Origin of the sequence: Paenibacillus sp. SAF-068, assembly GCF_051967555.1 — a bacterium.
Classification (GTDB): domain Bacteria; phylum Bacillota; class Bacilli; order Paenibacillales; family Paenibacillaceae; genus Paenibacillus.
Genome location: NZ_JBQCJX010000004.1, coordinates 85,365 through 110,782 on the forward strand (window position 1 = coordinate 85,365; position 25,418 = coordinate 110,782).

The window sequence follows — 25,418 nt, forward strand, 5'->3', positions numbered from 1 at the left end:
GCACCTCATCACAAAAAGGCGCTACTCCCACCAGGGATAGCGCCTTCTGCCCTTGCTTTACCTTACTACTAAATCCATTTGCCTACATACGATTTTAGAAGTGTCCCAAGGAGCAGCAACGTAGTGGAGGGGGCGGAATCGATTCTGAAGAAGCGAAGCGTTCGCCTTTGTATCCTAATTTCAACTTATGAAAAGTTGTTCAAGAAATTAGGATACAACAGCGATCATAAGAACGATCCGCCACCGGAACGCCATCACTGCTCCCATCCAAACTTCTACCCGCCGTACCTAGTCAATAAATCCTTCCATGACAGCCGTTGGCATCATATTGGACTGCCATGCGCCTTTGCCATAGCCGCCGTTGTATCCAGGTGTAGCTTGAGGCTCCCAGTAGAATACACCTTTACCTTTGCCATTCGGCAAATTGCGGATTTGGTTTTTCATCGCCGCAACAAAACTTTTACCTGCCGCAGCCTGATTGTTGTCCATGCCAATTTCGGAGATGATGATCTCTTTACCATAACGGTTGATCAGATCCTTGGCGTTGTTTACCGTATTCGTGACAGCGGTGTTCCAGCCGGAAGCGGAAGGATAGAGGGACATGGCGATCATGTCAAAGTTAGCTCCGTTATTGATCAGACCACCAATATTCCATACATAAAGGGCATTATCATCTCCACCGGCCAGATGCACAATGGTTTTGGTGCCGCTGCTTAGGGATTTCACTGCGTTATGGCCTGTGTTCACCAGCCACGCATAGTTTTTCATGTTGGTGGATGCTTTGCCATCTTCCCATAACATGCCGTTGCTTGTTTCATTACCGATCTGTACCCAGTCAGGGGTAACGCCTTTGCTTTGCATCGCCGTCATCACATCACGAGTATGGTTCCATACCGCATCCATGAGCTGTTGGAACGTGTAATTTTTCCAGGCAGCAGGTTTGGTTTGTTGACCCGGGTCTGCCCAGGAATCGCTGTAGTGCAGGGTAAGCATTACGCTCATGCCAGCATTCTTGGCACGTTGGGCGAGTGTAGCTGCACGATCCTTATTCATGTAACCGTTCCCATAATCATTCGAAGGATTAACGAATACCCGAATACGAACGGAGTTAATTTGATAGTCTTTTTTCAAAATATCAATGATGTCGCGCTGAACCCCGTTTTTATCTTTCCATTTGTAACCTTGCGCTTCCATGCCGGGTACCCAACTGATGTCGGCTCCTTTGGCGAAACTTGGTGCTGCGCTGGCATGCTGACCTGCGGGCAACATGATGGAGGTGAATAACAAAACAAAAGCCAACATGATCGATGTCTTGAAACCCCTTACATTTTTGAACATTACAAGATGCCTCCTCGGATTTTGGTTGAGTTGCATCTTCATTATAGTCATCTTGGTTTGCGCTACTAAAGGGTCTATTTCCAATATTTTGGGTGTTTTCTCAACCTCTCTACAGAAAAAAAGACAAAACAAAAAGCCGTCCGAAGACGGCTTTTCTACCCGTGGCGCTTTTTGAAACAGTGATCCGTATCCCGCGCCTCCACCAGACTCTTTTAATTTGAGCTAGTGGATCGGGTAAGGGACACGTTCAACATGACATTAGAAATGTTGACGCACCTCCTTTCCTTGTGGCAAGAGTATACAACACCTTGTTTCGGAAAGCTAGTCTTTTTTACGTATTTATGCAAAATTATTTTTCAGTCTGGAACATCGTGATATCTCGTGCATAATGGCTCTTTGTTCCGTCATTATTTCGGATGCGTACACTGTCTTCACTGATCCGTTCCACAATGCCACAACCGACTTCGCAATAGACGCCTGCCGGGTCTTCCTGCCATGCGCTTACCATACATTGCGATAGTGCAGCCGTGAAAAACTCTATATTTTTTTGTAACGTTCTAGGTTTGTTGGATTTCATTATATACTCCTTTAATTCAATATATTTGGATTGAGAACAAGCAACCGGACCAAATCACACTGTACTTCACTTTACTCTGTCTATTGACCTTTGTAAAGGGATGGAAAAAGTTGCGGCCATGAGGTATCATTTACATAAATTTTACGTAGCGTTTACACTGCGCTGACGCTTGATGTTGATTACGAATAGTACAATTATAGGAGAACTTCTAACGAAGAATAGATATGCAACACATTCGGAGGCCATACATGCATAGAGACGTAAAAACAGGCAACTACGTTAATCGTGATTTGAGTTGGGTTGAATTTAATCGGCGCGTACTTCAGGAGGCCCAGGATCCAACAACGCCTCTGCTGGAACGCATGAGATTTCTCGGCATTGTCGCTAGTAATCTGGACGAGTTCGTCAGTGTCAGGGTGGCGGAGACCAAAGAGAAGATCAAGGCCGGATTCACGCAAAAAGATTTTACAGGATACACGCCTTCGGGATTGTATCGCAGACTGATCAAACGAACCGGGGCCATGGTCGCCGAACAGTATAAAACGTATCGTGAACTCATTCGTTTACTCGCCAAAAAAGGCGTGAACATTCAGGAATATACCGATCTCAATGTGACACAGCAGCGTGCAATGGACCAGTACTTTCATGAGATTATTTTTCCGGTACTCACACCGATGGCGATTGACCAGAGTCGTCCGTTCCCGTTAGTACACAACAAGTCTGTCTATTTGTCCGTGATGCTTCAGAAGGAAGGGGAGCAGGAGGGCGAACCGTTTATGGCTATTGTGCAGGTGCCTTCCAATCTGCCGCGAGTCGTGCAGGCTCCCATTCGGGCGAATAGCAAAAAGAAAACATTCATCCTGATTGAAGACCTCATCAAACATCATATTCATACGCTTTTCAGTGGATATGTCTCACTTGCTGCGCAGGAATTCCGGGTGACCCGCAATGCGGATCTGTTCATTAATGAGGAAGAAGCGGAAGACCTGCTTGAGGCCATTGAAAAAGAATTGCGACGCAGACGCCGAGGGGCACCTGTACGACTGGAAGTCTGCAAGGATTTTCGTCCGGATGCCTTATTGGAATTGCAGGAGGAATTCGATATCCAGGACCCGGTGTACGAAATTGATGGACCGCTCGATCTGAGTTTTCTGGCTGGATTCGTGGATAGTCTGGAAGGTTTCTCGCATCTGAAATACAGTCCGGTGAAGCCGGTGTATCCACTTGAATTTTTGCCACGAGAAAGTCATTTCGAATTACTGCGCAAACGAGATGTATTGGTGCATCATCCATACGAATCATTTGAACCGGTCACCGATTTTATATTGGAGGCTTCGGAAGATCCCAGAGTGCTGGCCATCAAGATGACATTATATCGGGTTAATGGCGATTCACGCCTTATCCCGGCACTTGCACATGCGGCTGAGAGTGGCAAGCAGGTCACGGTGGTGGTGGAACTGAAAGCCCGGTTTGATGAAGAGCGTAACATTGCTTGGGCCCGTAAGCTGGAGAAGGCGGGCTGCCACGTGGTTTATGGTTTGGTCGGGCTCAAGACCCATGCCAAGATTATTCTTGTCGTACGCAGGGAACAGCAGGGGTTGAGACGTTATGTTCATGTAGGAACCGGCAACTATAATGAGAGTACAGCCAAAGTGTACACGGACGTGGGACTGTTCACCTCCAATCCGGTTATCGGGGAAGACGCATCCGAGTTGTTCAATGAGATTACCGGATATTCCGGGCCGAAGGCATTGCAGGCGTTCCGCGTAGCTCCAGATGGTATGAAGGATGAACTGTTTGCCCTGATTCGTCGAGAAACGGAGCATGCGCTGAAAGGCAAACCTTCCAGAATCATTGCCAAGATCAACTCCTTATCCCATCAGGATATGATTGACGAGTTGTACGAGGCTTCTCAAGCCGGCGTGCAGATCGACCTGATTGTGCGAGGCGTATGCTGCCTGCGTCCGGGGGTAGAGGGGCTGAGTGAGAATATTCGGGTCATTAGCATTGTGGATCGTTTTCTGGAGCATTCACGGTTGTTTTATTTTGAAAATAGCGGCAACCCGGATGTATTCATCTCCAGTGCAGACTGGATGACACGTAACCTGAATCGAAGAATTGAACTGATGTGTCCCGTATTTGATCCAGAGCTGAAGAAGATGCTGGTCGATATTCTTAATCTGTCCCTGATGGATAATGTCAAAGCCAGAGAGCTCATGCCTGGTGGCAATTATGTATTTGTAAAAAATGAAAAGCCCCCGCTGAGAAGTCAGACGGAGGCCATGGGAATTATCCCTTGGAAGCCTGCTGAATGGAGTACGATAACGTAACTCCCCAGGCTTCCTGCAGATCCTTGACGGCCTCTTCCAGGCCGTCAAGTTCCAGTAACGGCTCGGCTGTACAGGTGAATAGCACCTGCAGCGAGTCGTTTTCTTTTGTTGCTTCGATCGCAGCGATGCTCTCGGATCGATTCATGGCTTCGGCTACGCGCAGCAGAGAGCCGATACGATGAGCATGTCGCTCATCCGAGTTTTTTAGAATGTCCCGATGCTTATTCAGCAGTTGGGGCGTTCTTTTTTTCGGATGATAATCGGCCGCACTGGCACTAAGGATCGTCTCCCGGTGAGAAAGTCCATAGATGCTTGCATTCATAATCCAATAGGCCGAGTGTTGCGTATAACGGAAATAGTTAATCTGCTTGCCTGCCATATGCAGCATGGAGGACGCATACAGGATTCGGGCATCTGCTTGATCAGGCGCAGTACCTTGCAGTGCAGTGTACAGGATAACCGCATCCTGATGAATCCGTTGCAGACGTTTCTCTGGAATAGGCGGACCAAAATGGATAAAGTTGCGGATACTGTCCTTCAGTGCGTCTGGAACGACCGGCTGCCCTCCAGCCAAGTAATCACGCAACAACCCGTCTCGCAGACCCGCACCACTAACCACATATCGATCTCCCTGTATTAACTGGAAGACGGTTCGCAGGATCAGTACGCCGGGCACAATGATGTCTGCGCGATCTTTGGCGAGCCCAGGTACCTTTTTACGCTGTGCGGAGGTGAGATGTGGCAAGGAACGAGCGATGTTCTCCATCGCTTCTTTACTGATCTCGTAATGATGAGTGACGGGCAGCGAATACTGGGTACGTTTCTGTTCCACTTTGGCGAGTGTACGCATTGTGCCGCCAAGTCCGATGAGTGGCAGGTCAGGATGCTCACGAATCCAATCCTGTCCACGGAGAGCTTCGATGACTTCGTTGCACAGCGCATTTGCATTCGCCTCAGTCCACTGATCTTCACCCCCATAACGGGCGTGTGAATTCACTGCACCAATAGGAAGGGAAATGCTATGTAACCTCTTCCGATCCCGAAAGACGGTGATTTCCGTGCTGCCGCCTCCGATATCTACGACGTAACCGTCTGCCAGATCAATGGATTGAGTGACACCAAGGAAACCATAATAGGCCTCCAGATCGCCGGATACACATTCAATGGTAAGCCCCGTCTCTGTCTCCAGCCATTCTATAATTTGCGAGACATTGCTTGCATTGCGAATGGCCGCCGTAGCTGCTGCACGGATCAGTTTGGTCTGATACGCTTCACAGGTCGCTTTGAATTGACGCAAGATGGTGATGGCTTTATCCAGAGAATGACGAAGGATGGTTCCATCCGGTTCAACAACGCTGCTCAGACGAGCGGCGTATTTGTCTTCATGAATGATACGATAGGCTGCGTCCTGATCCAGTTGATAGATAACCAGACGAATGGAGTTTGAGCCGATATCAATAATTCCTATGGTTTCATTAGTACGTGTCATAAGCATCTCCTTCTACAGAGGTTCAACTACCCGAAGTGAAGAAGGGCAGCCATGGCTTCCGGTGAACCCGGCGGTGTGGCAGAGAAGGGCGTAGTTAACATAACAACAATGATAAAAACGATGAAACAGGCAAATATAAGACAACTCACGGCAAAGCCGCGATTGCGCTTTTGAATAAACAGTCGAATACCTGTGACAAAGAGAAGTACCGTAACGGCTACCAGAACGATCGACATTGCAAAATAGGCTACGCCATACAGTGATTTGAAAAATGCTTCCATTTCTTCTGAACGCTCCTTAGATCCTCATATTTAAAACCCTTCCAAGCCATTCCTTAGTAGCATACGACAGATTGACTTGTTTGAAAAGCAAACTGGGCGCTTGTTCCCGTTTCCGCCGTCACCCTGGGACAGGTTACATGGAAAAGGGGCCCCTGCCGCGGACAAACATCCAAGAAAGCAAGGCTTCTGTTGAGTATGTATAAGGAAGGACTATTGTTTCAAGGAAGGAGATCAACCCATGTCGAGACAACTTGCAAGCAAATGGCGGAAGACAGCGGCACTGATGAAGTACCCGGTAGCGGCTGTCCATATTCCACAAACCAAAGCATTCAACTCGGGTAATCTGCTGCACATGCTCAGTCGTTATGGAATGGTGTATGTCAAACCTATTGTAGGAGGCGGAGGTTACGGTGTCATCCGGGTATCGGCGAGCGGTGGGGCTTATCGATACACCCATATGAAAACGACACGTTCTTTCGCCAGTTTCAGCCAGATGTATCGCTCTCTGGTGCGTGTGAAGGCTAGACGTAAATATTTGATCCAGCAAGGCATTCATCTGGCAACGATTCAAGGCAGACCTGTTGATTACAGAGTCAAGGTCGTCAAAACCGAACGAGGCTGGGTATTCCGTTCCTTGGTTGGACGACTCGCTCGTCCCGGATTATGTGTGACCAATCTGAGCAAGGGTGGCACCATGTTATCGGGAAGGCAAGCTCTTGGTTTATCCCTGCCCCATATATCCGGTCGGCACAAACGCAGGGAGATGCGTTCACTTACACTGACATGCACGCACATTATGGAACGTCAGTTCCCTGGTGTAGGCCAGCTTGGTTTTGATTATGGACTGGATTATTCAGGAAAGATCTGGATTTTGGAAGTGAATACCAGACCGCAATAGAAAATGAATGGGAAAGCTCAAGGAAATCCAAGAAAAACCGATAATATATAGAAGAAAACGTTATGAAAAACGTTTGAAATTTTACATTACTGGGTAATTTACTCGCAACAAGTCTTGAAACTATGAATTTATTCCAAAAAAAATATGCTGATAAACGTTCTGTACGTAGTACAACAATCCTGTGCATAAATATTGTCCACACTATACACGTTGGTTACTCAACATTTTTTCCATTTATCAACAAACTATGCACAGGATTTCCACATATCATTGTGGATAACAAGAACGCTTGTTCTCTATATGAATCTCTGATATGATAGTTTTGAGGAAAAAAAAGGAAAGGTTGTGGCGGGAAATGGCTATGTTATCCGATGAGATGTTGTTGGATTCCTACCATAAAGCGATTGAGTTGAATCTCGAACGAGATTTCATCGCACTGCTGTTGGCAGAAATCCATAAGCGCAAACTGGGTACCGACGTATCTGCCATTCTTCACTAGAGATCCTCATTGCAGGCAATGTTACAGGTTTCCGGACAAGTCCCACAGTGAGACAGGCCATGGCGTGCTCGTCTGACAATGGGAACAATACATCACATGATTGCAAACGTTTTCGGCTTCGTCTGCCGTGTCAGAGGAAGATTGGAATACGTAGGGGCTGTATGGTCCGGTGTAGTCGTCCAATTTGCCGCATTCTAACAGTCCCTGAAGGCAGTGGGGGCAAGCCTGCTCCGGTACAACCAGACCGTTACACAGCGGGCATATATAAGACAAGGGTATCCCTCCTGATATGGATTCACTCAGGAGTAAGATACCCTTTTTTGTATCAATATATGTTAAATCAGCGAAACTAGCGTTTCATGTTACTGCTGTGTCCTGGGGACAACTTGGCGTCTGGATCGAAGTATACCTTCGCATTGTTGACGGCTGTTGGAGCTTCGCCGAATCCGACAGCGATCAGCTTCAATTTACCCGGGTATGTTGTGATATCCCCAGCAGCGAAGATTCCTGGAATGGATGTTTCCATGCGGGAATCAACAACGATGGAGTTGCTGTCAATTTCGATGCCCCACTCGGCAATGGGTCCGAGAGAAGAGACGAATCCGAAGTTAACGATCACGTCATCTACTTCGATTTCCTGAGTTTCTTTCGTTTTCACATGGGAAAGGGTTACCTTGGTAATGGTATCATCCCCATGAAGTTCGGTAATTTCGGTTGGTGTAACGACATTCACCTTGGAATTCATCAGGTTTTCGACACTGTGTTCATGCGCACGGAACTTGTCCCGGCGATGGATCAGCGTCACTTGCTCAGCGATAGGCTCCAGCATGAGTGCCCAGTCTACCGCAGAGTCACCGCCGCCACTGATCAGTACTTTTTTGCCAGCGAAGGCATTCAGATCACTGATGAAATAATGCAGGTTGCTCTTCTCGAACTTGGCAGCACCTTCAAGCTCCAGGCGACGTGGTTCGAATGCACCTACACCAGCTGTAATAATGACAGCTTTGGCATGATATTCATTCTCATCCGTCTTTACGATGAAATGTTGTTCATCCTTTTTCTCAACCGATACAACCTTTTCTTCAAGACGGATGTTCGGGTTAAAATGACTCATTTGCTCAACCAGGTTATTCACCAGTTCCTGAGCGGTTACTTTCGGGAATCCGGCTACATCATAGATGTATTTCTCCGGGTAAAGAGCGGCAAGTTGTCCGCCAAGCTGAGGCATGCTTTCGACCAGTGTAACGGATGCCTGACGCATCCCACCGTAAAACGCGGCGAACAGACCCGCAGGGCCTCCACCGATAATAAGCAAATCAGTCATATCATGACTGGAATTCTGTGCAGTCAAGAATCAACAACACCTTTCATATTTTAATAGGTAGTTAACAGGAAGAATGTGCAGGCTACGGATCATAACCGGCATGGGTGCTGAACTGTCTTTCCTATTATAAACGGTGTATTCGGGGTTGCAAAGTTAGCTGCATCACGAATCTGAGAATAATTGATGAAGATCAGATGAGAATAGGATGAAATTGGAAATGAAAGGTTATGAAAAATAACAAAAAAAACCTTGATCTTTGCTAGAAATACAGATATCCTTGACCTGTACTATGTGTTTTTTTTGTCTAATTTAGAGTCAATATGTAATCTGAAGGCAGATCCCGTATTTTGTATAATCTTGTGGTTAATTTCACAACTTGAAACGATAACTTGCGTGGCAAACGAATCAATGGAATGAGCTATGAAATTGATGCAAACGTTTAAATAAATTCGCGAAGTTAACATTTGTCGTCATAATGGGCAAGACCTCATCAATATTTGTAAGTATGTGCATTTTGCATCTCACCCAGGATCGGACTGATGCAAGTGAAACCGGAAGGGGTATAGACATGAGCAGTATTCCCAAAATCGTCATCCTCGGCGCGGGCTATGGCGGGATTCTGACAGCCCAGCGGCTGCAGAAGGAATTGAACTATAACGAGGCCGACGTCACACTGGTGAATCGGCATGATTATCATTATATTACAACACATCTACATATGCCGGCAGCCGGCACGGATACCATTGAGCATGCAAGAGTTCCCATATCGAAGCTGATTGATGAGTTCAAGATTGATCTGGTCAAGTCTTCCGTGAAAGAGATTCGTCTGCAGGATCGGAAGATCATTCTGGAGGACGGCACGTTATCCTATGATTACCTGATTATTGGACTGGGCGGCGAGCCTGAGACCTTCGGTATTCCGGGTATGCTTGATCACGCCATGACAATTCGCAGTATTAACTCGGTCAGACTGATTCGGGAGCACATCGAATATCAATTTGCGATGTACAAAAACGATAACAAACGAAATCGTATTCGCTTTGTCGTAGGTGGAGCGGGTTTCAGCGGTGTTGAATTCGTAGCTGAACTTGCAGATCGTATTCCACAACTGTGCAAGGAATTCGACGTGAATCCAAAACATGTACACATCTACAATGTAGAAGCAGCGCCTTCGGCCTTGCCTGGATTTGACCCGGAACTGGTAGAACATGCGATGAACGTGCTGAAGAAGAAGGGCGTTACTTTCAAAATTGGTGTTCCGATCAAACAATGTCTCCCGGACGGGGTTATTGTGGGTGAGGGTGAAAAGCTTGATGCTGCCACAGTGGTGTGGACCGGCGGTATTCGTGGTAACTCCCTGCTGGAACAGGCAGGTCTAGAAGTAATGCGTGGACGTGTGAAGGTAGATGACTATCTGCGTGCTCCTGGACATGAGCATGTTTATGTCATTGGTGATAATTCACTTGTCTTCAACGCGGAAGGACGACCTTATCCGCCAACAGCCCAGATTGCGATGCAACAGGGTGTGAACTGCGCCAAGAACGTCGTGGCATCCATACGCAAAAAACAGCCGCAACCTTTTGTATTTACGAGTAAAGGCACGGTTGCCTCATTGGGTAAAGGTGAAGCAATTGGCATTGTTGGCGGCAAGAAATACAAGGGATGGAAAGCGGCTCAATTGAAGAAGCTGGTTGATCTGCGTTATCTGTTCATCATTGGTGGTATTCCGCTAGTCCTGAAGAAAGGGCGGTTTTTCGGATGAGACATTGCAGTGTGCAGGTCCGGGGATTATTAACGCGTGACGAACTGGATCGATACAACGCCCTGATGCAGGTCGGTGGTTATCTGGAGGAACAGGATCAATATGATCTGGCCTACATCGTGCAGAAAGAAGTGGATATTCTCATTATGCCAGCCATTGAGCGGCTTAAAGAGAAAGGTCGTGACCGTGACCGGGCCACAGCCGAATTCCTCGAATCACTGAAAGCGGTTGATGAAGAGCAAGATTAGAGACATAACCTTCCAATCGCTGTTATCCCCAGATTTTTTTGATTCCCTTTTGTTAAAGGGAAAATCCGGTGATAGCATATGCTTCCGATGCTGCTTTCTTGCAGAAAGCTTGTAGCTTCGCTTTTTCAGGTTTTTTCTGTCCTTTCCGTTTTTGTGTAAATAAATAGTTCAAACTATATAGATCTAAATCAAGCTTGAGGTAGTAGAATATTGATAAATAATAAAGCACCGCTGACAATATCCCTTACAGGAGATGTCGCGGTGCTTTTTTGTGCGGTGTACTATTTTACAGCTTGAGCATGTCTTCCAAAGTTTCTTCGTTCAACAGACTTCCCACGTAGAAGGACCCAAATTCACCGTATCGTGCACTTACTTCATCAAAACGCATCTCATAGACGAGTTTCTTGAACTGGAGTGCATCATCTGCAAACAGCGTAACGCCCCATTCCCAATCGTCGAAACCGACAGAGCCGGTAATAATCTGTTTCACTTTACCCGCATAGCTGCGACCAATCATGCCGTGACTGCGCATCATGGTACGACGCTCATCCATGGACAGCATGTACCAGTTGTCATTCAGCTCACGCTTTTTGTTCATTGGATAGAAGCAGATGTATTGCCGTTGTGGCAGAACAGGTTTCAGGCGAGCGATAATCTCCGGATTTTGCATCGGGTCTTCGCCTTCTTTGCCAAGGTAGTTACTCAGTTCCACTACACTGACGTAGGAATACGATTTGGTTGTATATTGAGCAAACATCGTTTTGTTAAACGCGTTCTCAACAGCCTTCAGATCTTCCAGCGTTTCACGCAGGTGCATCATGACAAGATCTGCTTTTTGACCTACAACCGTATACACGACCGTACTTCCTTTGGAAGAATTCTCGACTTCTTTCCATTCCTTCCAGAATTCCTCCAACTCGTCCAGTGCTACAGCTCGTTCTTCATCATCTGCTGCTTTCCAGGCGGCCCAGTTAATCGAGCGAAAATCATGCAGGGCATACCAGCCCTCCAGTGTTGATGCGGCTTCGTTCATTGGTTTTGTTCCTCCTGCAAGGTATATTTCCAAATCCCTATAAGAGGTTGTTCAAAAAGCTAACTTTTTGAACATGCATTATAAGGGACGGGTGAGTGCTTTATCGTTTACATTGTATCCCAACATGAAGCAGAAGGGCAAATGAACAGTGCATGAATATAGGGGAATTTGTCCAGAAAGTTCGTTGCTTCGCCACATTTTTTGCGGTACACTAACTACTATCCAGAAGTGAAACCCGAAAGTGTGAAAGAAGAGGTGAATGTCGCCCGATGCAATTTATACCTGTGTTGGTATTAATGGTATTATTTTTTGTTATGATGTTTGGTATCGGTTTCATTCTGAACATGTTGATGAAGACCACCTGGTTTCCTTCCTATCTGTTCATCATTGTAATTCTGCCTGTTGTTGTATACTCTCTATGGGATCATTCGTCGTCTCTGATGTCACATCTGGGTTCTTTCCAGCTTGTGGATTATATGACAGGCGTAGCGGGACTGGCTGGTGCGGTAATTAGTGGCTGGACGATCCAGAAGTTACGTTTGGGTGGGTACAGAATGTTTTAGATTGTTGGAACGAGGTAACACATGCCATGTAATCGCGTGAAAGTCTTGTCTTTGTCGTAAACGCTTACGAGTACAAAGGGAAGGCTTTTTTGCTATTCTTTTATATTGGAAGGATTATTGTACACTTGTACTTCATATACATCTGGAGAACATTCTCTTCAGATATTCCCTTGTATTCTGGGGCTATAGCTTTTATAGTATTCTAGCGGCTCTCGACATTTTTTTTTTACAAATTTGCTGAATTCGGCGAAAACGTGAATGATGTCGACCTAGGACGAAACGGAGCGAGAACGGGCCATCTTTTTACCTGTTTTTGAGCATTTGAGGATCAGACATTTATGATAGAATAGATAAACATACTTTTGGGGAGAAGGAGATCAGGCTATGCGCATGAAGAATCTGCACCATTATACTGAACATCATCGCTACTGCGTATACAGGGAGTTTGGACTTAGCGCCCTGGATGACCGCATGCTTACAGGAGCATATCAGCCCATGGTAGGTGCTTTTGCGGTTGGCTTGTATCGGCTGTTGTTTCAGCATCTTCCCGGTGAACAGGTCGGTTATTCGCCGCTTGAACAGCAACGGAGGTTGTTCATGACGCTTGGCTTGGAGCCAAGCGAAAAAGGGCGTAAATATCTGGTAGAGCAGGCATCCAAGCTTGAGGCAGTGGGGCTTCTTCAGACTTCACGGCTATATATACCGGAGAATGATGATTACATCTACGAATATGAGCTGCAGCCGCCGCTCTCTCCGGCAGAATTTTTCCGGACACAGCATTTGACACTGCTGCTTCGTGACAAGATAGGCAAATTCGCCGTGCTTTCCCTGCGTTCCGGTTTCTCGGCAGTGGAGAATGGGGATGCACCTTATCCGGCAGCCAATAAAGAAAATATTTCCGTTCCATTTTACGATATATTTGAATTGAATACCCATGTCATTGATTACGAGTTGGAGCAAGCTTTGTCGGAAGTATCCACTACGGCCCAGCGGACAGGCACGAACGATGCAGCGGAAGAAAACAGTTTGAACTATGCCGACATTATTTTGCGTTTCCCGCGTGAGTCGGTCAATCGCCGTCATGTAGAGCAGCTTCGGTTCGATCATGAACAACTGGGCATTGTGAATTATGTCGTGAACAAGTTTAACCTCAGTGTGCAGGATGTATGCCGTCTTCTGGATGAAGATGATATCTTCAGTCCACAGGGTCAGCTGATTCTGGATGATCTCCAGCATAAAGCGAGTATGCAGTTCAGACAGACGAAGAAGCGTCATGAGCAACAGACCGTACAGGCGGCAAAAGTCGTGGCACTGAGACAGCATATGGAGGAGCCTGAACGGAAAGAGAAAGAGGACTCGGGTGAACCACCTCTTGAACATGGGGTGCAGATGGAATACTACGTCGAAGTACCTCCACAATTTATGACCAAATGTGATATTCATCAATACAACATGATGTTGCGTAATGAGCCATATACGCGTCTGCTGCAGACGTTCTTCCCTGGTGCAGTACCGGACAATCTGATCGATATATTTGAGAAAATTGATCTGAGCTACAAGTTGCCTGGTGAAGTCATCAATGTATTGATTCATTATTTGATGGCATTGCTTGTATCCGGCGGGGAGCAGCGTATTAACCGTAACTTCGTTGAGGCCATTGCCTCCAACATGTTACTCAAGCAGGTAAATTCCTACGAGAAAGCCGTCCAATATATTCGTGATCAGGCCAAGGTCAAAGGCAAACAGGCTGCTGGTGCAGCTGGAACCCGTACCCGTACATACGGCAAAGGAACCAAAGCCAAGCCCGAAATTCCGATTGTACAAGACATAAGCACCGATGGAGATGCCGTATCTGAGGAAGAGTTCGAAGAGATGATGCGATTTGCCCAGCAGATGCAGGCGAGTAAACAAAAAGGAACTTCGTAACTTCCTGACAAAGAAGAAGGACAAGTCTACCTTTTACCGAAAAAATAAGATCCATTCGCCTAATTACTTTGCGAATGGATCTTATTTTTGAATCATGCATTTTATGTTGTGGCATTCTTACACTCCAAACAGAGAATGTTTTTTCCGATGGATCTATTCACGGGTTAGTGGATGTTCTAATTCTGCATGACCCATTAAACTGTCGGTTGCTTCTCCGTCCACAAGCAAGTCAATACTGGTTACTTCATCAAACTGAAAAAAGGTTCCTTTCAAAGCATCAATTGCTAAAATCTCTCCGCCAGACCCCAATCTGGCTTCATCCGGAATATGCACATCCAGCGTTAATTTCCCTTGATCAAAAGTAGCAGAAAGTAGTTCAATATTACTCCACAATGGAATTAGTTCGGTTTGATCACTACTTTGAAGGGCTGCATACGTCTTACTGTATTTTTCGGAGTCATCTATGAATGTAATTTCCTTCTGATGTCGCTCTATTTTTAACAGTTGATCATCCGCGTAAAAAACCCCAATGTCTTGAGATTCTTCATTTTCTTCGCTCGGATTAACGATTGGCGCTGGTGTCGTACTTGCCGGATCGGAACCCTGCAATGGACTGGTAGAAGCAGGTTTGGTACCACAACCTACCGCTAGTATGCTTATGGCACAAATGGTGATAGCCCAATAGATTCTTTTTTTCATAGAAGCACATCCTCTTAAATTATTCTCTAACCTATAGCTGCAAATACTCTTTTATCCCATCCACAATGGCTTGTGCCGCTTTATTTAGATTGGTTTCCGACATCATGGCCTCTTCTTCAATCTGGTTACTTAGGAATCCGATTTCTAGAAGAACGGCAGACATCGTGGTTTCTCTGATGACCTGGTAGTTTCCGTTCTTAACGCCACGATCTTTAAATCCCAAGGCATCGATCAGATTTTTATGAATGAGGGTCGCTAGTGCTTTGCTGCTCTCCCGTTGATAATAATATGTTTCCGTTCCCGATATCTGAGGAGCAGCAGGGACACTATTACCGTGTATAGATACAAACACATCTGCATTGAGATCGTTGGCGAGTTTAACACGTTCCGGTCTTGTAGGGTAGATGTCCGTTTCCCGAGTCATCATTAGTTCTATGTCAGGTTCCTTTTCCAAAAGAGCTTGCACTTTTAGGCCTAGAGCAAGGGCAAAATGCTTCTCTTGTTTTTTGGTAAAACTTATTGTACCTGGATCACTTCCTCCATGTCCCGGATCAATAACAACTATTTTTTTGCCGCTGTTCACAGGGATTGCAGGCGCAGGTTCATTGGCCATACTTAGATCAAGGATAAATTTGCCGGCGATATTCTGTTGTTTGTAATTCACCGAACTTATATTGTTTAATTCGATTACGATTCGAACTTGAGGAGGATTATTTTTGAAAAGAGAATACCGTATCTCAGTCACACTTGGAAATTCGTTAACATCCAATCTTCCCATGGATCCTCCAGAGGGGACTTGTCCCATATTTCCGAAATTGGTGGATGGGAAATCCACGATAATTCGTTCTGGATTTTTAAGGGTAGATATGACTGGAGCAACTTCACGGTCTAATGAGACGACGAGTTGATTATTGGCATAACTTATATCATGAACCAGGTTAGTGGCTACATCATTCCCATTCGAGGGGAGAGTTGGTTGCGAACCATTATTGCTGGTTAGCGTAACAATCTTGTCTTTGTTATTCCAGCCGACGCTCAGACCCATTTCTTCACTAACAAAACGCAGAGGAACAACAACCGTATTCTTGATCATTTGTGGAGCGATATTAAGTTGTACGGTGTTGTTTTGAACGGTAGCTTGATCTTTCCCAACGGTCAAAGAAATTGCATTGGAAGCTTGTTCGATATTTACATTTTGTGTCTTTTGGTCCCATTTCACGTTGAATTTTAAATTCTCGGCGACGACTCGAATAGGAATCATAATATTGCTTCTTACATTGACGACTTCAACATCATTAGGTAAAACTAGCTCCTGGCCATCTAAAATAATTTTAGTTTGATGACTAGCTGCATGGGTATGCATGGGAATTAGCATGAGTAGCAGCGTACTGAAAAGTAACAGGATTATGGATTTCTTCATTTTACACCTCGGTTTTAATTTGCGTAGTACTAAACTTCTAACAGGGAAAGACCATTCACCTCCTGTTTTTTTTATGAAAACCCAAATCTACAATAATATTCTGTTCATTAATATGAACGCTGCAAACGACATGAAAGTCGTAAAGAAAATGTGTTTTTTATTTATCTAACCTAAACCACTGCTGGAATTCTTTCTGGCCCATTTTTTTAACCGGTTTAACTTTGCTGCTTGCTGTATTGTATCTAAAAAATGCCCAAGGGAGATGAACAAAACGGTCTTTCTTAGTATGTATATTGCTAAAATGCTCTTCTCCGTATTTCCATAAGCAAATGCAATGATGTCTTCTTTTGGTGACCAATTATATTTAGCAGTCCCAACGTTCGAACAATTAGATAATGATACGCGGGATTTCGGTACGATGAAAGGTTTTGGTTCTCGTTCCTATTCGTGGAGTTTGTTGTTCAACAATATGGAATAGATTCGTTAAATCAATTGATCCGTAACTCTCAGGAGTTTAATGGTATCTTTCATGTTCAGAGGAGGAATTGCATCAGAAGATGGTAGAGTTTATAAGTAAGTGATCTATACAAAAGTGTATGTTTGCCCGGGTTTGAACCGGGCTTTTTTTACATGATTAGATATGTGTTTTTCTAATGTTTTTCAATACTCCAATTCATTCAGCTAACTAACTTCAATCTTTAACTTTAGAAAACGGAGAATTGATTTTAAAGAATTCCTTATATGACATTGGTTTTCGGCCAATCAGACGTTCAAGATCTCCAGACGTTTCCGAGAATTCTCCAGTGTTGATTGCTCGCATCCAACCTAATAAGAAATCATTCGTACCAGTAGGCCAGCCCATGACTTCAAGATAATCATCTTCGCTAATGGTCGCATAAGTGATGTTTTCCTCACTAATCTCCGAGAGGGTTTCAGCGATGTCTGCAAAAGAACTTGCCTCGCTGCCACTAAGATGATACGTATTATTTTCGTGCCCGTTTTGGGTGAGAACAGCCACGTTGGCTGCCGCCAAATCATCCAGAGATGCAGCGGCTACTTTACCGGAACCCTCGGGTACTCTCACACCTCCAAATTTAAGTGCATCTCCAGAGAACGAATTGAGGACTTCAAGATATGGTGGATTCCGCAGGATGGTATAGTCTAATCCGGATGCTTTAAGCGTTTGTTCAGCAAACAAGTCTGACATCGTTACTTCGGGCAAAATAAGATTTGAATTTTCTTTTCGTATGATCGACGTGAAGATCACTTGCTTAACCCCAGCTTGCTTTGCAGCAGCGATAACGTTGAAATGTTGTGTATTGCGATCGGTAAATGCTACCGCGGAAATGAGCATCACTTTTTCAACACCATCAAAAGCTCGTAGAAGAGAGTTATAATCAAAATAGTCACCCTGATGCGCTTCCACACCTTCTTTAATAAATCTTGCCACTTTATCAGATTCCGGATCACGGACTAATATAGCGACCTGACTTGACGGAACTTTTTTGAGAAGAAGTTCTAGCGTTCTGCTACCGAGATTACCTGTTGCTCCAGTAATAAGTATTTTCCCCATATTAACAACTCCTTTGAACGTCTATAAATACATGAAAATAGTTGTTTTACATTCTCATCTTGAAAAATTACCGTCTTACATTCGTCAGTGTACTACCCCATTCACCGACTGATTCACGCCAGCTTACGATTCTTACACACTCCTATTCTCAATTCTTTAGATTTTCTTTATATTACAAGGCTCATTATGTACCATGTAGCACTTTTAAAATAGTACGTACTTTTTGGTTATATAGTAACCAAAAAGTGATAATTGTGATGAATCAGATCATAAATTGATTTTTGAAATTACTCTATTCTACATTTAATCTCTGATATTCATCCTTGCTCAACGTCTTCTCTGCATAGATCTGACCCCAATCACAAAGAGTTCGCAAAGCGGGTTCAAGTGACATCCCCATTTCTGATATGGAATATTCCACTTTTGGTGGTACCTGATTGTACATTTTTCTTATGATTAAATTATTGCTCTCCAACTCCCGCAACGACTGGACTAGCATTTTCTGAGAAATGGTTGGTATGAGCCTTTTCAATTCACCCGTCCGTTTAGGACCTTTTATTAAGTAATACAGAATAAGAGGTCTCCACTTTCCGCCAATAACATCTAAGGTAATTTCAAGATCACAATAAAAAGTTTTCAATTAAGAAACACCATCCCTCATTTAATTCCCATTATTATAGTACATCTGTTATGAAGGCATCAAAATGCCTAATTATGCTACCAAGTAGGTAACGGTAAGGATCTTCTGTTGGCAGAAATGTAGTATCAGGAAAATTTATGGTTTTAATAGGGGATAGTGATTACTTATTATTCCAGATATATGCTACTCTCTCTTTATTCCATAGTTTTCTTAATGGAAAAAGTGGGAATTTAAATGTGGGGGTAATTTACTTGCTTCTATCCGAACGATTGCCGATTGCAGCAAGTCTATACCCTGAGGAACCTGCGTTAATACGACACGGCCAAACAATGAGTTATGGAGAACTTTACGGTCTAGTCGAAAGACTGGGTCACGCCCTGTATGTTGAAGGTCTCCGAGCGGGCGATCGGTTTGCCCTTTTAGGTGATCCAGATCCCCAACTTGTTATTGCGTTTTATGCAGCAATTGGAATCGGTGCTATACCGCTCGTGCCTTCTCCTTTGTTAACAGTGCATGAACTCACCGCCATATTTCAGGATGCAGAACCCCGAATGGTTATTCATGATGACCAACATGCTGAAGCCGCGTTAGCCACGGTAAAGCTTCTTGGGTATTGTCCAAAACTGTTCACGACAGACGGAAAAGGGACTAATGCCAGTTCGCTCGCTACTCTTTTACAGCAGGAATCCGCGTTCTCTCCAAAAGATCATCCCAAACGAAGTGTAGACGATACGGCAGTCCTGATTTATACGGGTGGGACAACCGGTCGGCCAAAAGGGGTGATGCATTCGCATCGTGGTATGGCTGCCTGGAATCAACTTACGCCTTCTGCAGGCTTCGGTCATGATCTCAAGCGTCGTGTGTTAGTGCTCAACCTATCCCATCTGGTGGGTCAGTTCCAGTTGTGGGCGACCATGGCTGCCGGAGGCTGTCTTGTATTCCTAGACGAATACCCGGCGGATGTACACCGCATTATGGAAGCTGTTGAACGTGATCAGATTACGCAACTCAGCACAGTAGGTCAACTGCTTCGTGATCTTACTCGTGAGGCATCCGTAGGGGAGAGAAACTTGAAGAGCCTAACACTTATTGGCTGCGGAGGGTCCATTATTTCTCCGGATACACTACTGGAGGTTGTATCGCAATTCCCTGAAGTTTTAATTGTTAACAACTACTCACAAGCAGAATGTGGAATGTCCATAAGCCGCCTATTTCCTGCTCAGCATGTGGGCAATCCTCATCGCCTTCGATCTGTAGGTCGTCCCGCCGACCTGGCTGCCCAGGGTGAGCAGGCCTTTGAAGTTCGGATATTAAATACGGACGGAAGTGAGACAATGACGGGTGAGGCTGGAGAAATCGTTGTTCGAGGTGCACAGATCATGATGGGGTATTGGCGCCAGTTGGAGGCTTCTGCCGAGACCATGCAGGATGGCTGGATCCGCACTGGGGATGTCGGTTGCCTGGATGTCGAAGGTTATCTTTATGTGTTTGATCGCTTGAAGGATATGGTTATTGTGGGCGGTTCCAATGTATTTTGTGCCGAAGTGGAGCATGTCATTATGAGCCATGAGACGGTAAGCGAAGCGGCTGTAATTGGACATTCTCTGCCCGACGAAGGAGAGGAACTCGTCGCTTTCATAGTGTTACGGGAGGGTGAAAGTTTAGATCTGACACAGGTGCGGGCGTTTTGTGAGCCAAGCCTTGCTCCGTACAAATGGCCGACTCAACTGTTCATTGTGGATGCTTTGCCCAGAACAACTGTGGATAAAATAGACAAAAAGCAGTTGCGGAAGTATCTATCCTCAATGTTATCCAACGGGGGAGAAATACGTTAGTTCAAAAAGCAATGAATGTTCAGCAGGTGGATGCGTTCCTATAAGAACAAACAGCCCTTCAACTTCCTTTGGGAAGTGAAGGGCTGTACATATCTCAACTAGCATACAGGCGTGCACGAAAATTAGAATTACCTCAGAATTGTCGTGGCTTGATTGCCTGCATAATCTTCAATGACCAATTTCAATGAGCTGTTGCTGGACGCAGGTGTGAAGGTCAGTTCACTCAGCTTCGTTCTTCCCCGAATGATATACGGGAATTTCTGCGAAACGTAAGTGACGCCGAATTCACGTGCTACCCCATTTTCATAAACATAGATCTTATACCAGTCCTCCAGATCAGGCAGGGCAAGGGTATATTTCCCATCTTTTTCCGTGACCTTTTCCTTGGCGTATGGTGTAATCTGAAGATCTGCGAGCTGTCCGGTATGGGTTACCGGATTCTGCGCGCCAATGGCAATGTTCAGTACGTAATGCTCACCATTGGTCGGAAGTCCGGTCAGAACGGCAGATGTTTTTCCTTTTTTGACCTGAAGCGACTTGGTGAAGGGCTCTTTCGTATATTCGGTTTCCAGTGTGAGCTGAATAGACTCATTGCCCTTACCCTTGTCTTTATCTTTACCGGTATTCTTATCTTTGTCTTTGCCCGTATCTTTCGCTTTCTTCGGGTTTTGCCAGCTTACGATAGCATCGCCATTCTTTTTGAATTTCACATCAATATTCTGAACGGCTGCATTCAGATCATAAGGCAGGACGGTTGCTTCGCTCTCGGTACCATCTGCACCAACAGCACGGATGGACAGTTCACCAGACGGCTGTTTCAGCGATTTGATATAAAAAGTGGAATCATACACACCGCCAACATAGGCACCATTTTCATATAAATTGTATTGCTTGACCTCTGAATAGTCCTTCATGTCCCATGCGACAACCAGTTCATTGGTGTTGGTCAGTGCTTTGGCAATATGGAACCCTGTCGGTGCATCCGGCACAGCCGCTGAACCATCGAACATGCGGATCTCACCAATATTCATCTGATAGTTCTCAATTTCCGCACCATTCGGGTCAAAGGATAATCCCATGGCGGCAATGGTCTTGCCTTGATAGGCACTCAAATCCAGTGTAGCTGTCTTCCAGCCTTCCGTATGCTGACCTGACTGAGGTACTTCTACGTTGACCACGTTAGATGGATCATTTTCAAAGATTAACCCAACATGCAGGGAGGAAGCATCGCTGGTGGACGGTTTGTTATACGTCAGTTCCATTTTGGAATGTCCATTGACGGACAGGTCGGTCTTGTACAGGCGCAGGAAGTTGTCCGCGTTCAATGTACCGTTGACCACGAGTGAGCTGCCGCCATTGAACGCACCAATGGAATCGTAGCTGTATCTTGCGCCTTTCTCATAAGAGGGGCCATAATCAAAATCAACACTTAATTTGTCGCCTTCGCTATCCATCCACCATTGCCAGGTGACAGGGATGTCCTGAATGTTGATATTGGACCATTCCTTGTCGTTCGAGACGGCGCCGTCTTCGTAATATTTCAGACCGTGGCCGGTATTGAAACTTGTCGCAAAATTGGAGCCGTTGATGACGGATCGCTCGGTAAGATATGCGGCAATCCCATCCCAGTTTGCACCGGAAGCATACACATCCGACAGATCGGCAGAAGCATTACGACGTGCATCTGTCGGGTCTTGATTCGGTCCAGACCACCAGGCACGATCGCGCACAAAGGTCATCCATTGGTACTTATCCTCGGCTCGGTGATTGGTGCTGCCATCGCCCATCTCTTCATCCAGTGCGTTGTGGGTGAAATCAGCACCCAGTGTTGCGATACTATTCATGGGCTGACCGTTCTCATCCAGGTTATGGCGCAGGTCGTAGGATTGCTTCCAGCGGCCGAATTTGTCATGACCACCTTCAACACCAGCAAATACGGTTTCCAGCGGATCAAGTCCCAAGCTAAGGGCATGGTCGCGGGAATCGCGGAGCATCTTGTGGTTCCATACATAGTTCAGGAAGATGGAATCCGAGACTCTGCCGAGAATGGAATCCTGAACAAAGGGGCTATTAAGGCCGTTAAACTGGTTCTGGTATTGAATCTTGCCTGTTGTATTGATGGTGGAATCATACCACTGAACGTACAGGCCTTTATCTCTTAGATATTTCATGAATTTTTTGTAGGAAGCGATATCCTCAGGGGCTACACCCCGGGTAACCTCTTCCTGATTGAAGAAGTATCCATCGTAGTTGTAGTATTCTGCCATCTCGGCAAGTTTCTCGGCTACAGGGAAATTGCCGTTTTCATCCTGAATCAGCATTTGTTTATAGGTTTGAGGCCCACGGTCATTGTCCGAGAAAAAGATGTTGGCAATGGACTTGACGCCATTTTTGTGGGCTGCATTGGTGTAGGCCGGATTCGGAATGTTGAGAATGCCGAACTCGAAGTATTTCTCCGTCCATTCCTTACTCGGGTCATACAGCTTCTCGGGTACTCCAGCAGAAGCCATGCCATGCCAATAGCTGTAGTAGTCCGTATACTGCCAATAATTGAACAGATACTGACTGAATTCATTGGTATATGGTGTGCTATCAAAGAATGCATTGCCGTAATCACCACTCATCGTGAACAGTTGGGTGTCCGGACTAAGCTCAGGATAAGCCTGTGTTGCAGCGAACGCTTCATTACGGGGCTGCAAGGGAACATGGGCACGAAGCAGATCGCCATGAATATCACTTTCGGGTGTCCAGTTCAGAATCTGTGCAGAGGTGTACCCGTGTTGATAGGGCTGATTCACCCCTTTGGCACTTTCACCAGTGTAAGGGAGTGTGTCTCCGGCATAAACGGATGATGCAACAACTTGTCCAAGCAGTGCCGCAGTCAGAACCATGGCAGTAGCCTTGGGAATGATGCCTTTCGGTTTGAGTTTGCGTGTCATGCTGTTCCTCCTTCAAGTGGAATGAATGGTTGGTATTCTTTTACACAAAGATAAAACTTATGGTTAACGATAGTGGATGAAAGCGTTTTTAAATAGGGTGAAATTAAAGAATCACGAGTACAAACTAAAGAAAAGTTACAAGTGACAAGTTAATGTCAGAAGCCTGATGGTATAATTCAAGTCAGGAAAACAGCATCGGAGGGAACATGCGACTTGAAAATTGTTAGCGTTTACAATAATTTCTTCAAAAATAATATGTTTATGAAAATGCTCCTGACCTTCTCGATGATATCGATTGTCACGATCATTACGCTGTCTTATATCATCTTTCTGTCGGTGTCCGACTCCACGATTCGCCGGGAACTGGCAATCCAGAAAGCAGCGATGGAACATGTGGACCGATATATGCATCAGCAGTATGAATCGGTGCAAAACATGGTGAGGGACATGCATCAGAATGAGGCACTGTCTGCCAATATTACGTATCTGATGAATCACTCCTACGCCGAATATGTACAGCACATGACGAATGGATATTACGCCAATCAGGACGACTATTCGGCCGATGTGTTGAAACATTTTCAGAACATTATGGATCGCAATTCGCAGATTAACCAACTCATGTTATATAGCGCTGAGCAGCAGGATCTGTCTACCTTTAACCAACACAAGCAGTTCCGCAAGCTGGACACCAATGTGGCTCATTCCTATATACCGGACGTAATGGCGATGGAAACGCCCAATATCAGTGCACCCAACTACTGGATTCGCAAAGAGATCAATCAATGGGACCCTGCGCTCTATTCCATCCGCGTACCGATTAACAATACACAGACCCTTCGTAATCTGGGGCAGTTTCTTGTGTTTTTCGACTCGCAGGGAATCGGTAATGCGCTGGATAACTACGATAGTAACTTGAAGGGAGAAATCGTGGTGTTATCGGCGAAAGGCACAGTGTTGTTTGACTCCAACAATCATTATTACGGGAAGAAATACCCCTACGTGAATGTGGCCGATTCCCTGTTTGATCAGACGGATATGGATGCGATGAAAAAGGAGCAGAACATGTATGTGAACAAGTTTGTCTCCGCGGATCAGGGTTATGTGGTTATCGGCACCGTTCCGGTGGAAGAGATGGCTGAAACCTATGCAGGCATTCGTAATACCATCATCTCGATCAGTATCGTATGTATTTTGTTTGCCGTGTTGGTCCCCGCGTTTTTCATTATTAATTTTGCCAAACGAACCCGTCGGATCATTCGATTCACGCAGAAAGTGAAATACGGCAACCTGACGGCTCGCATCGACGATCCGCGTGATGATGAACTGGGGCAGATCTCACACAGCTTCAACGATATGCTGGACGAGTTGAACCTGTATATTGAACGCGTCTACAAAGCCGAGATCAAACAGAAGGAGACCGAACTGGTTGCGTTACAGGCGCGGATCAACCCTCACTTTCTCTACAATACGCTTGAAGTGATTCGGATGAGGGCCATATCCCAGGGGGCGAGAGATGTCGGTGAGATGATCTATAGCTTATCTGTATTGTTCAAGAGCCTGGTGCAACAGAAGAAAAACTATACGTTGAAGGATGAGATGGAAGCTTGCCGGTTATATCTGGAGTTATTCCGAATCCGCTACAAGGATATTTTCATATATACGATCCAGATCGATGCTGCCTATTATCAACACCCTGTGGTGAAACTTTCGTTGCAACCCATCATTGAGAACTATGTGGTGCATGGCATTCAGACGGAACGTTCGGATAACCGCTTATCCATCATTGTAGAAGAGACCGATGATGTAGTGCAGGTGGAGGTCAGAGATAATGGCAAAGGCATTGAGCCGGCACGTCTGAGTGAAATCCTTGAAGAGCTCGAACGTCCCGAAGAGTCTGGTCAGATGTTCGGGCTGCGCAGTGTTCATAGTCGATTGCGCTTCCTGTATGGGCCAGAGTTCGGCATCACCATAGAAAGCACTCTCGGAGAAGGAACACGGATCAGGGTGCGTTATCCACATACAGAAGGGGCAGGTGTTTAAT

At 45.5% G+C, this 25,418-nt stretch carries 21 protein-coding genes; 9 read left to right on the forward strand and 12 right to left on the reverse strand.

Going from position 1 to position 25,418, the window contains the following annotated elements; translation table 11 throughout:
• Positions 1-288: 288 nt before the first annotated feature.
• Positions 289-1,302 (reverse strand): glycoside hydrolase family 53 protein, encoded by a 1,014-nt coding sequence (locus ACTHPG_RS21680; protein ID WP_440391650.1) that lies wholly within the window; start codon positions 1,300-1,302, stop codon positions 289-291.
• Between the two features lie 385 nt (positions 1,303-1,687).
• A complete protein-coding gene (locus ACTHPG_RS21685) occupies positions 1,688-1,915 on the reverse strand; it encodes a hypothetical protein (RefSeq protein ID WP_017692425.1) in 228 nt (75 codons plus the stop codon).
• A 248-nt stretch (positions 1,916-2,163) separates the two neighbouring features.
• Here ACTHPG_RS21685 and ppk1 point away from each other — a divergent pair, with 248 nt between their 5' ends.
• Positions 2,164-4,245: a polyphosphate kinase 1 gene (gene ppk1, locus ACTHPG_RS21690; RefSeq protein ID WP_440391483.1), complete on the forward strand. Its 2,082-nt coding sequence runs from the start codon at positions 2,164-2,166 to the stop codon at positions 4,243-4,245.
• Here the strand turns inward: ppk1 and ACTHPG_RS21695 are convergent.
• Together ACTHPG_RS21695 and ACTHPG_RS21700 are read right to left on the reverse strand one after the other, a co-directional pair.
• Positions 4,205-5,734 (reverse strand): Ppx/GppA phosphatase family protein, encoded by a 1,530-nt coding sequence (locus tag ACTHPG_RS21695; RefSeq protein WP_440391484.1) that lies wholly within the window; start codon positions 5,732-5,734, stop codon positions 4,205-4,207. The genes ppk1 and ACTHPG_RS21695 overlap by 41 nt on opposite strands.
• A 26-nt stretch (positions 5,735-5,760) precedes the next feature.
• Entirely contained in the window at positions 5,761-6,015 is a 255-nt protein-coding gene (locus tag ACTHPG_RS21700) for a hypothetical protein (RefSeq protein WP_062837940.1), read from the reverse strand.
• A gap of 238 nt (positions 6,016-6,253) precedes the next feature.
• Here ACTHPG_RS21700 and ACTHPG_RS21705 point away from each other — a divergent pair, with 238 nt between their 5' ends.
• Positions 6,254-6,913, forward strand: coding sequence for a YheC/YheD family protein (locus tag ACTHPG_RS21705; RefSeq protein ID WP_440391485.1), 660 nt, complete (start codon positions 6,254-6,256; stop codon positions 6,911-6,913).
• A 355-nt stretch (positions 6,914-7,268) separates the two neighbouring features.
• Positions 7,269-7,412 carry a sporulation histidine kinase inhibitor Sda gene (locus tag ACTHPG_RS21710; RefSeq protein ID WP_017692430.1) on the forward strand — a complete coding sequence of 48 codons (144 nt, stop codon included), beginning with the start codon at positions 7,269-7,271 and terminating at the stop codon, positions 7,410-7,412.
• A gap of 21 nt (positions 7,413-7,433) precedes the next feature.
• Here ACTHPG_RS21710 and ACTHPG_RS21715 read toward each other — a convergent pair whose 3' ends face one another.
• On the reverse strand, positions 7,434-7,685 hold the full coding sequence (locus ACTHPG_RS21715; RefSeq protein ID WP_440391486.1) for a hypothetical protein: 252 nt from the start codon (positions 7,683-7,685) through the stop codon (positions 7,434-7,436).
• Positions 7,686-7,761: 76 nt separating this feature from the next.
• Complete coding sequence (locus ACTHPG_RS21720; protein WP_240768303.1) at positions 7,762-8,736, reverse strand: NAD(P)/FAD-dependent oxidoreductase; 975 nt, start codon at positions 8,734-8,736, stop codon at positions 7,762-7,764.
• A gap of 568 nt (positions 8,737-9,304) precedes the next feature.
• Between ACTHPG_RS21720 and ACTHPG_RS21725 the strand changes: the two genes are divergently transcribed.
• Both ACTHPG_RS21725 and ACTHPG_RS21730 read left to right on the forward strand, forming a co-directional pair.
• On the forward strand, positions 9,305-10,498 hold the full coding sequence (locus ACTHPG_RS21725) for an NAD(P)/FAD-dependent oxidoreductase (protein ID WP_440391487.1): 1,194 nt from the start codon (positions 9,305-9,307) through the stop codon (positions 10,496-10,498).
• A complete protein-coding gene (locus tag ACTHPG_RS21730) occupies positions 10,495-10,746 on the forward strand; it encodes a hypothetical protein (RefSeq protein WP_440391488.1) in 252 nt (83 codons plus the stop codon). The genes ACTHPG_RS21725 and ACTHPG_RS21730 overlap by 4 nt, the downstream gene beginning before the upstream one ends.
• A 286-nt stretch (positions 10,747-11,032) precedes the next feature.
• On the opposite strand, the gene hemQ is transcribed toward ACTHPG_RS21730, so the two are convergent.
• Entirely contained in the window at positions 11,033-11,779 is a 747-nt protein-coding gene (gene hemQ / locus ACTHPG_RS21735) for a hydrogen peroxide-dependent heme synthase (protein WP_440391489.1), read from the reverse strand.
• A 269-nt stretch (positions 11,780-12,048) separates the two neighbouring features.
• Here hemQ and ACTHPG_RS21740 point away from each other — a divergent pair, with 269 nt between their 5' ends.
• Both ACTHPG_RS21740 and ACTHPG_RS21745 read left to right on the forward strand, forming a co-directional pair.
• Entirely contained in the window at positions 12,049-12,342 is a 294-nt protein-coding gene (locus tag ACTHPG_RS21740; protein WP_124117510.1) for a YuiB family protein, read from the forward strand.
• Between the two features lie 384 nt (positions 12,343-12,726).
• Positions 12,727-14,268, forward strand: a complete 1,542-nt coding sequence (locus ACTHPG_RS21745) for a helicase DnaB (RefSeq protein WP_440391491.1) — start codon at positions 12,727-12,729, stop codon at positions 14,266-14,268.
• Between the two features lie 153 nt (positions 14,269-14,421).
• On the opposite strand, the gene ACTHPG_RS21750 is transcribed toward ACTHPG_RS21745, so the two are convergent.
• The 4 genes from ACTHPG_RS21750 to ACTHPG_RS21765 form a co-directional block, all read right to left on the reverse strand.
• Positions 14,422-14,967 carry a GerMN domain-containing protein gene (locus ACTHPG_RS21750; RefSeq protein ID WP_440391492.1) on the reverse strand — a complete coding sequence of 182 codons (546 nt, stop codon included), beginning with the start codon at positions 14,965-14,967 and terminating at the stop codon, positions 14,422-14,424.
• A gap of 31 nt (positions 14,968-14,998) precedes the next feature.
• Positions 14,999-16,387, reverse strand: coding sequence for an N-acetylmuramoyl-L-alanine amidase (locus tag ACTHPG_RS21755; protein WP_440391493.1), 1,389 nt, complete (start codon positions 16,385-16,387; stop codon positions 14,999-15,001).
• A 691-nt stretch (positions 16,388-17,078) separates the two neighbouring features.
• Positions 17,079-17,960, reverse strand: coding sequence for an SDR family oxidoreductase (locus ACTHPG_RS21760; protein WP_440391494.1), 882 nt, complete (start codon positions 17,958-17,960; stop codon positions 17,079-17,081).
• A gap of 292 nt (positions 17,961-18,252) precedes the next feature.
• Positions 18,253-18,600, reverse strand: coding sequence for a winged helix-turn-helix transcriptional regulator (locus ACTHPG_RS21765; protein ID WP_124117520.1), 348 nt, complete (start codon positions 18,598-18,600; stop codon positions 18,253-18,255).
• Between the two features lie 251 nt (positions 18,601-18,851).
• Here ACTHPG_RS21765 and ACTHPG_RS21770 point away from each other — a divergent pair, with 251 nt between their 5' ends.
• Entirely contained in the window at positions 18,852-20,435 is a 1,584-nt protein-coding gene (locus tag ACTHPG_RS21770) for a class I adenylate-forming enzyme family protein (RefSeq protein WP_440391495.1), read from the forward strand.
• Between the two features lie 128 nt (positions 20,436-20,563).
• On the opposite strand, the gene ACTHPG_RS21775 is transcribed toward ACTHPG_RS21770, so the two are convergent.
• Entirely contained in the window at positions 20,564-23,374 is a 2,811-nt protein-coding gene (locus tag ACTHPG_RS21775) for an endo-beta-N-acetylglucosaminidase (protein ID WP_440391496.1), read from the reverse strand.
• Positions 23,375-23,587: 213 nt separating this feature from the next.
• Here ACTHPG_RS21775 and ACTHPG_RS21780 point away from each other — a divergent pair, with 213 nt between their 5' ends.
• Positions 23,588-25,417 (forward strand): sensor histidine kinase, encoded by a 1,830-nt coding sequence (locus ACTHPG_RS21780; RefSeq protein WP_440391497.1) that lies wholly within the window; start codon positions 23,588-23,590, stop codon positions 25,415-25,417.
• The last annotated feature ends 1 nt before the right edge of the window (position 25,418 follow it).

Bases quoted from the DNA above. Each gene is read 5' to 3' on its own strand.
- ACTHPG_RS21680 (WP_440391650.1), bottom strand. From the start codon at position 1,302: ATGTTGGCTTTTGTTTTGTTATTCACCTCCATCATGTTGCCCGCAGGT.
- ACTHPG_RS21685 (WP_017692425.1), bottom strand. From the start codon at position 1,915: ATGAAATCCAACAAACCTAGAACGTTACAAAAAAATATAGAGTTTTTC.
- ppk1 (WP_440391483.1), top strand. From the start codon at position 2,164: ATGCATAGAGACGTAAAAACAGGCAACTACGTTAATCGTGATTTGAGT.
- ACTHPG_RS21695 (WP_440391484.1), bottom strand. From the start codon at position 5,734: ATGACACGTACTAATGAAACCATAGGAATTATTGATATCGGCTCAAAC.
- ACTHPG_RS21700 (WP_062837940.1), bottom strand. From the start codon at position 6,015: ATGGAAGCATTTTTCAAATCACTGTATGGCGTAGCCTATTTTGCAATG.
- ACTHPG_RS21705 (WP_440391485.1), top strand. From the start codon at position 6,254: ATGTCGAGACAACTTGCAAGCAAATGGCGGAAGACAGCGGCACTGATG.
- ACTHPG_RS21710 (WP_017692430.1), top strand. From the start codon at position 7,269: ATGGCTATGTTATCCGATGAGATGTTGTTGGATTCCTACCATAAAGCG.
- ACTHPG_RS21720 (WP_240768303.1), bottom strand. From the start codon at position 8,736: ATGACTGATTTGCTTATTATCGGTGGAGGCCCTGCGGGTCTGTTCGCC.
- ACTHPG_RS21725 (WP_440391487.1), top strand. From the start codon at position 9,305: ATGAGCAGTATTCCCAAAATCGTCATCCTCGGCGCGGGCTATGGCGGG.
- ACTHPG_RS21730 (WP_440391488.1), top strand. From the start codon at position 10,495: ATGAGACATTGCAGTGTGCAGGTCCGGGGATTATTAACGCGTGACGAA.
- hemQ (WP_440391489.1), bottom strand. From the start codon at position 11,779: ATGAACGAAGCCGCATCAACACTGGAGGGCTGGTATGCCCTGCATGAT.
- ACTHPG_RS21740 (WP_124117510.1), top strand. From the start codon at position 12,049: ATGCAATTTATACCTGTGTTGGTATTAATGGTATTATTTTTTGTTATG.
- ACTHPG_RS21745 (WP_440391491.1), top strand. From the start codon at position 12,727: ATGCGCATGAAGAATCTGCACCATTATACTGAACATCATCGCTACTGC.
- ACTHPG_RS21750 (WP_440391492.1), bottom strand. From the start codon at position 14,967: ATGAAAAAAAGAATCTATTGGGCTATCACCATTTGTGCCATAAGCATA.
- ACTHPG_RS21755 (WP_440391493.1), bottom strand. From the start codon at position 16,387: ATGAAGAAATCCATAATCCTGTTACTTTTCAGTACGCTGCTACTCATG.
- ACTHPG_RS21760 (WP_440391494.1), bottom strand. From the start codon at position 17,960: ATGGGGAAAATACTTATTACTGGAGCAACAGGTAATCTCGGTAGCAGA.
- ACTHPG_RS21775 (WP_440391496.1), bottom strand. From the start codon at position 23,374: ATGACACGCAAACTCAAACCGAAAGGCATCATTCCCAAGGCTACTGCC.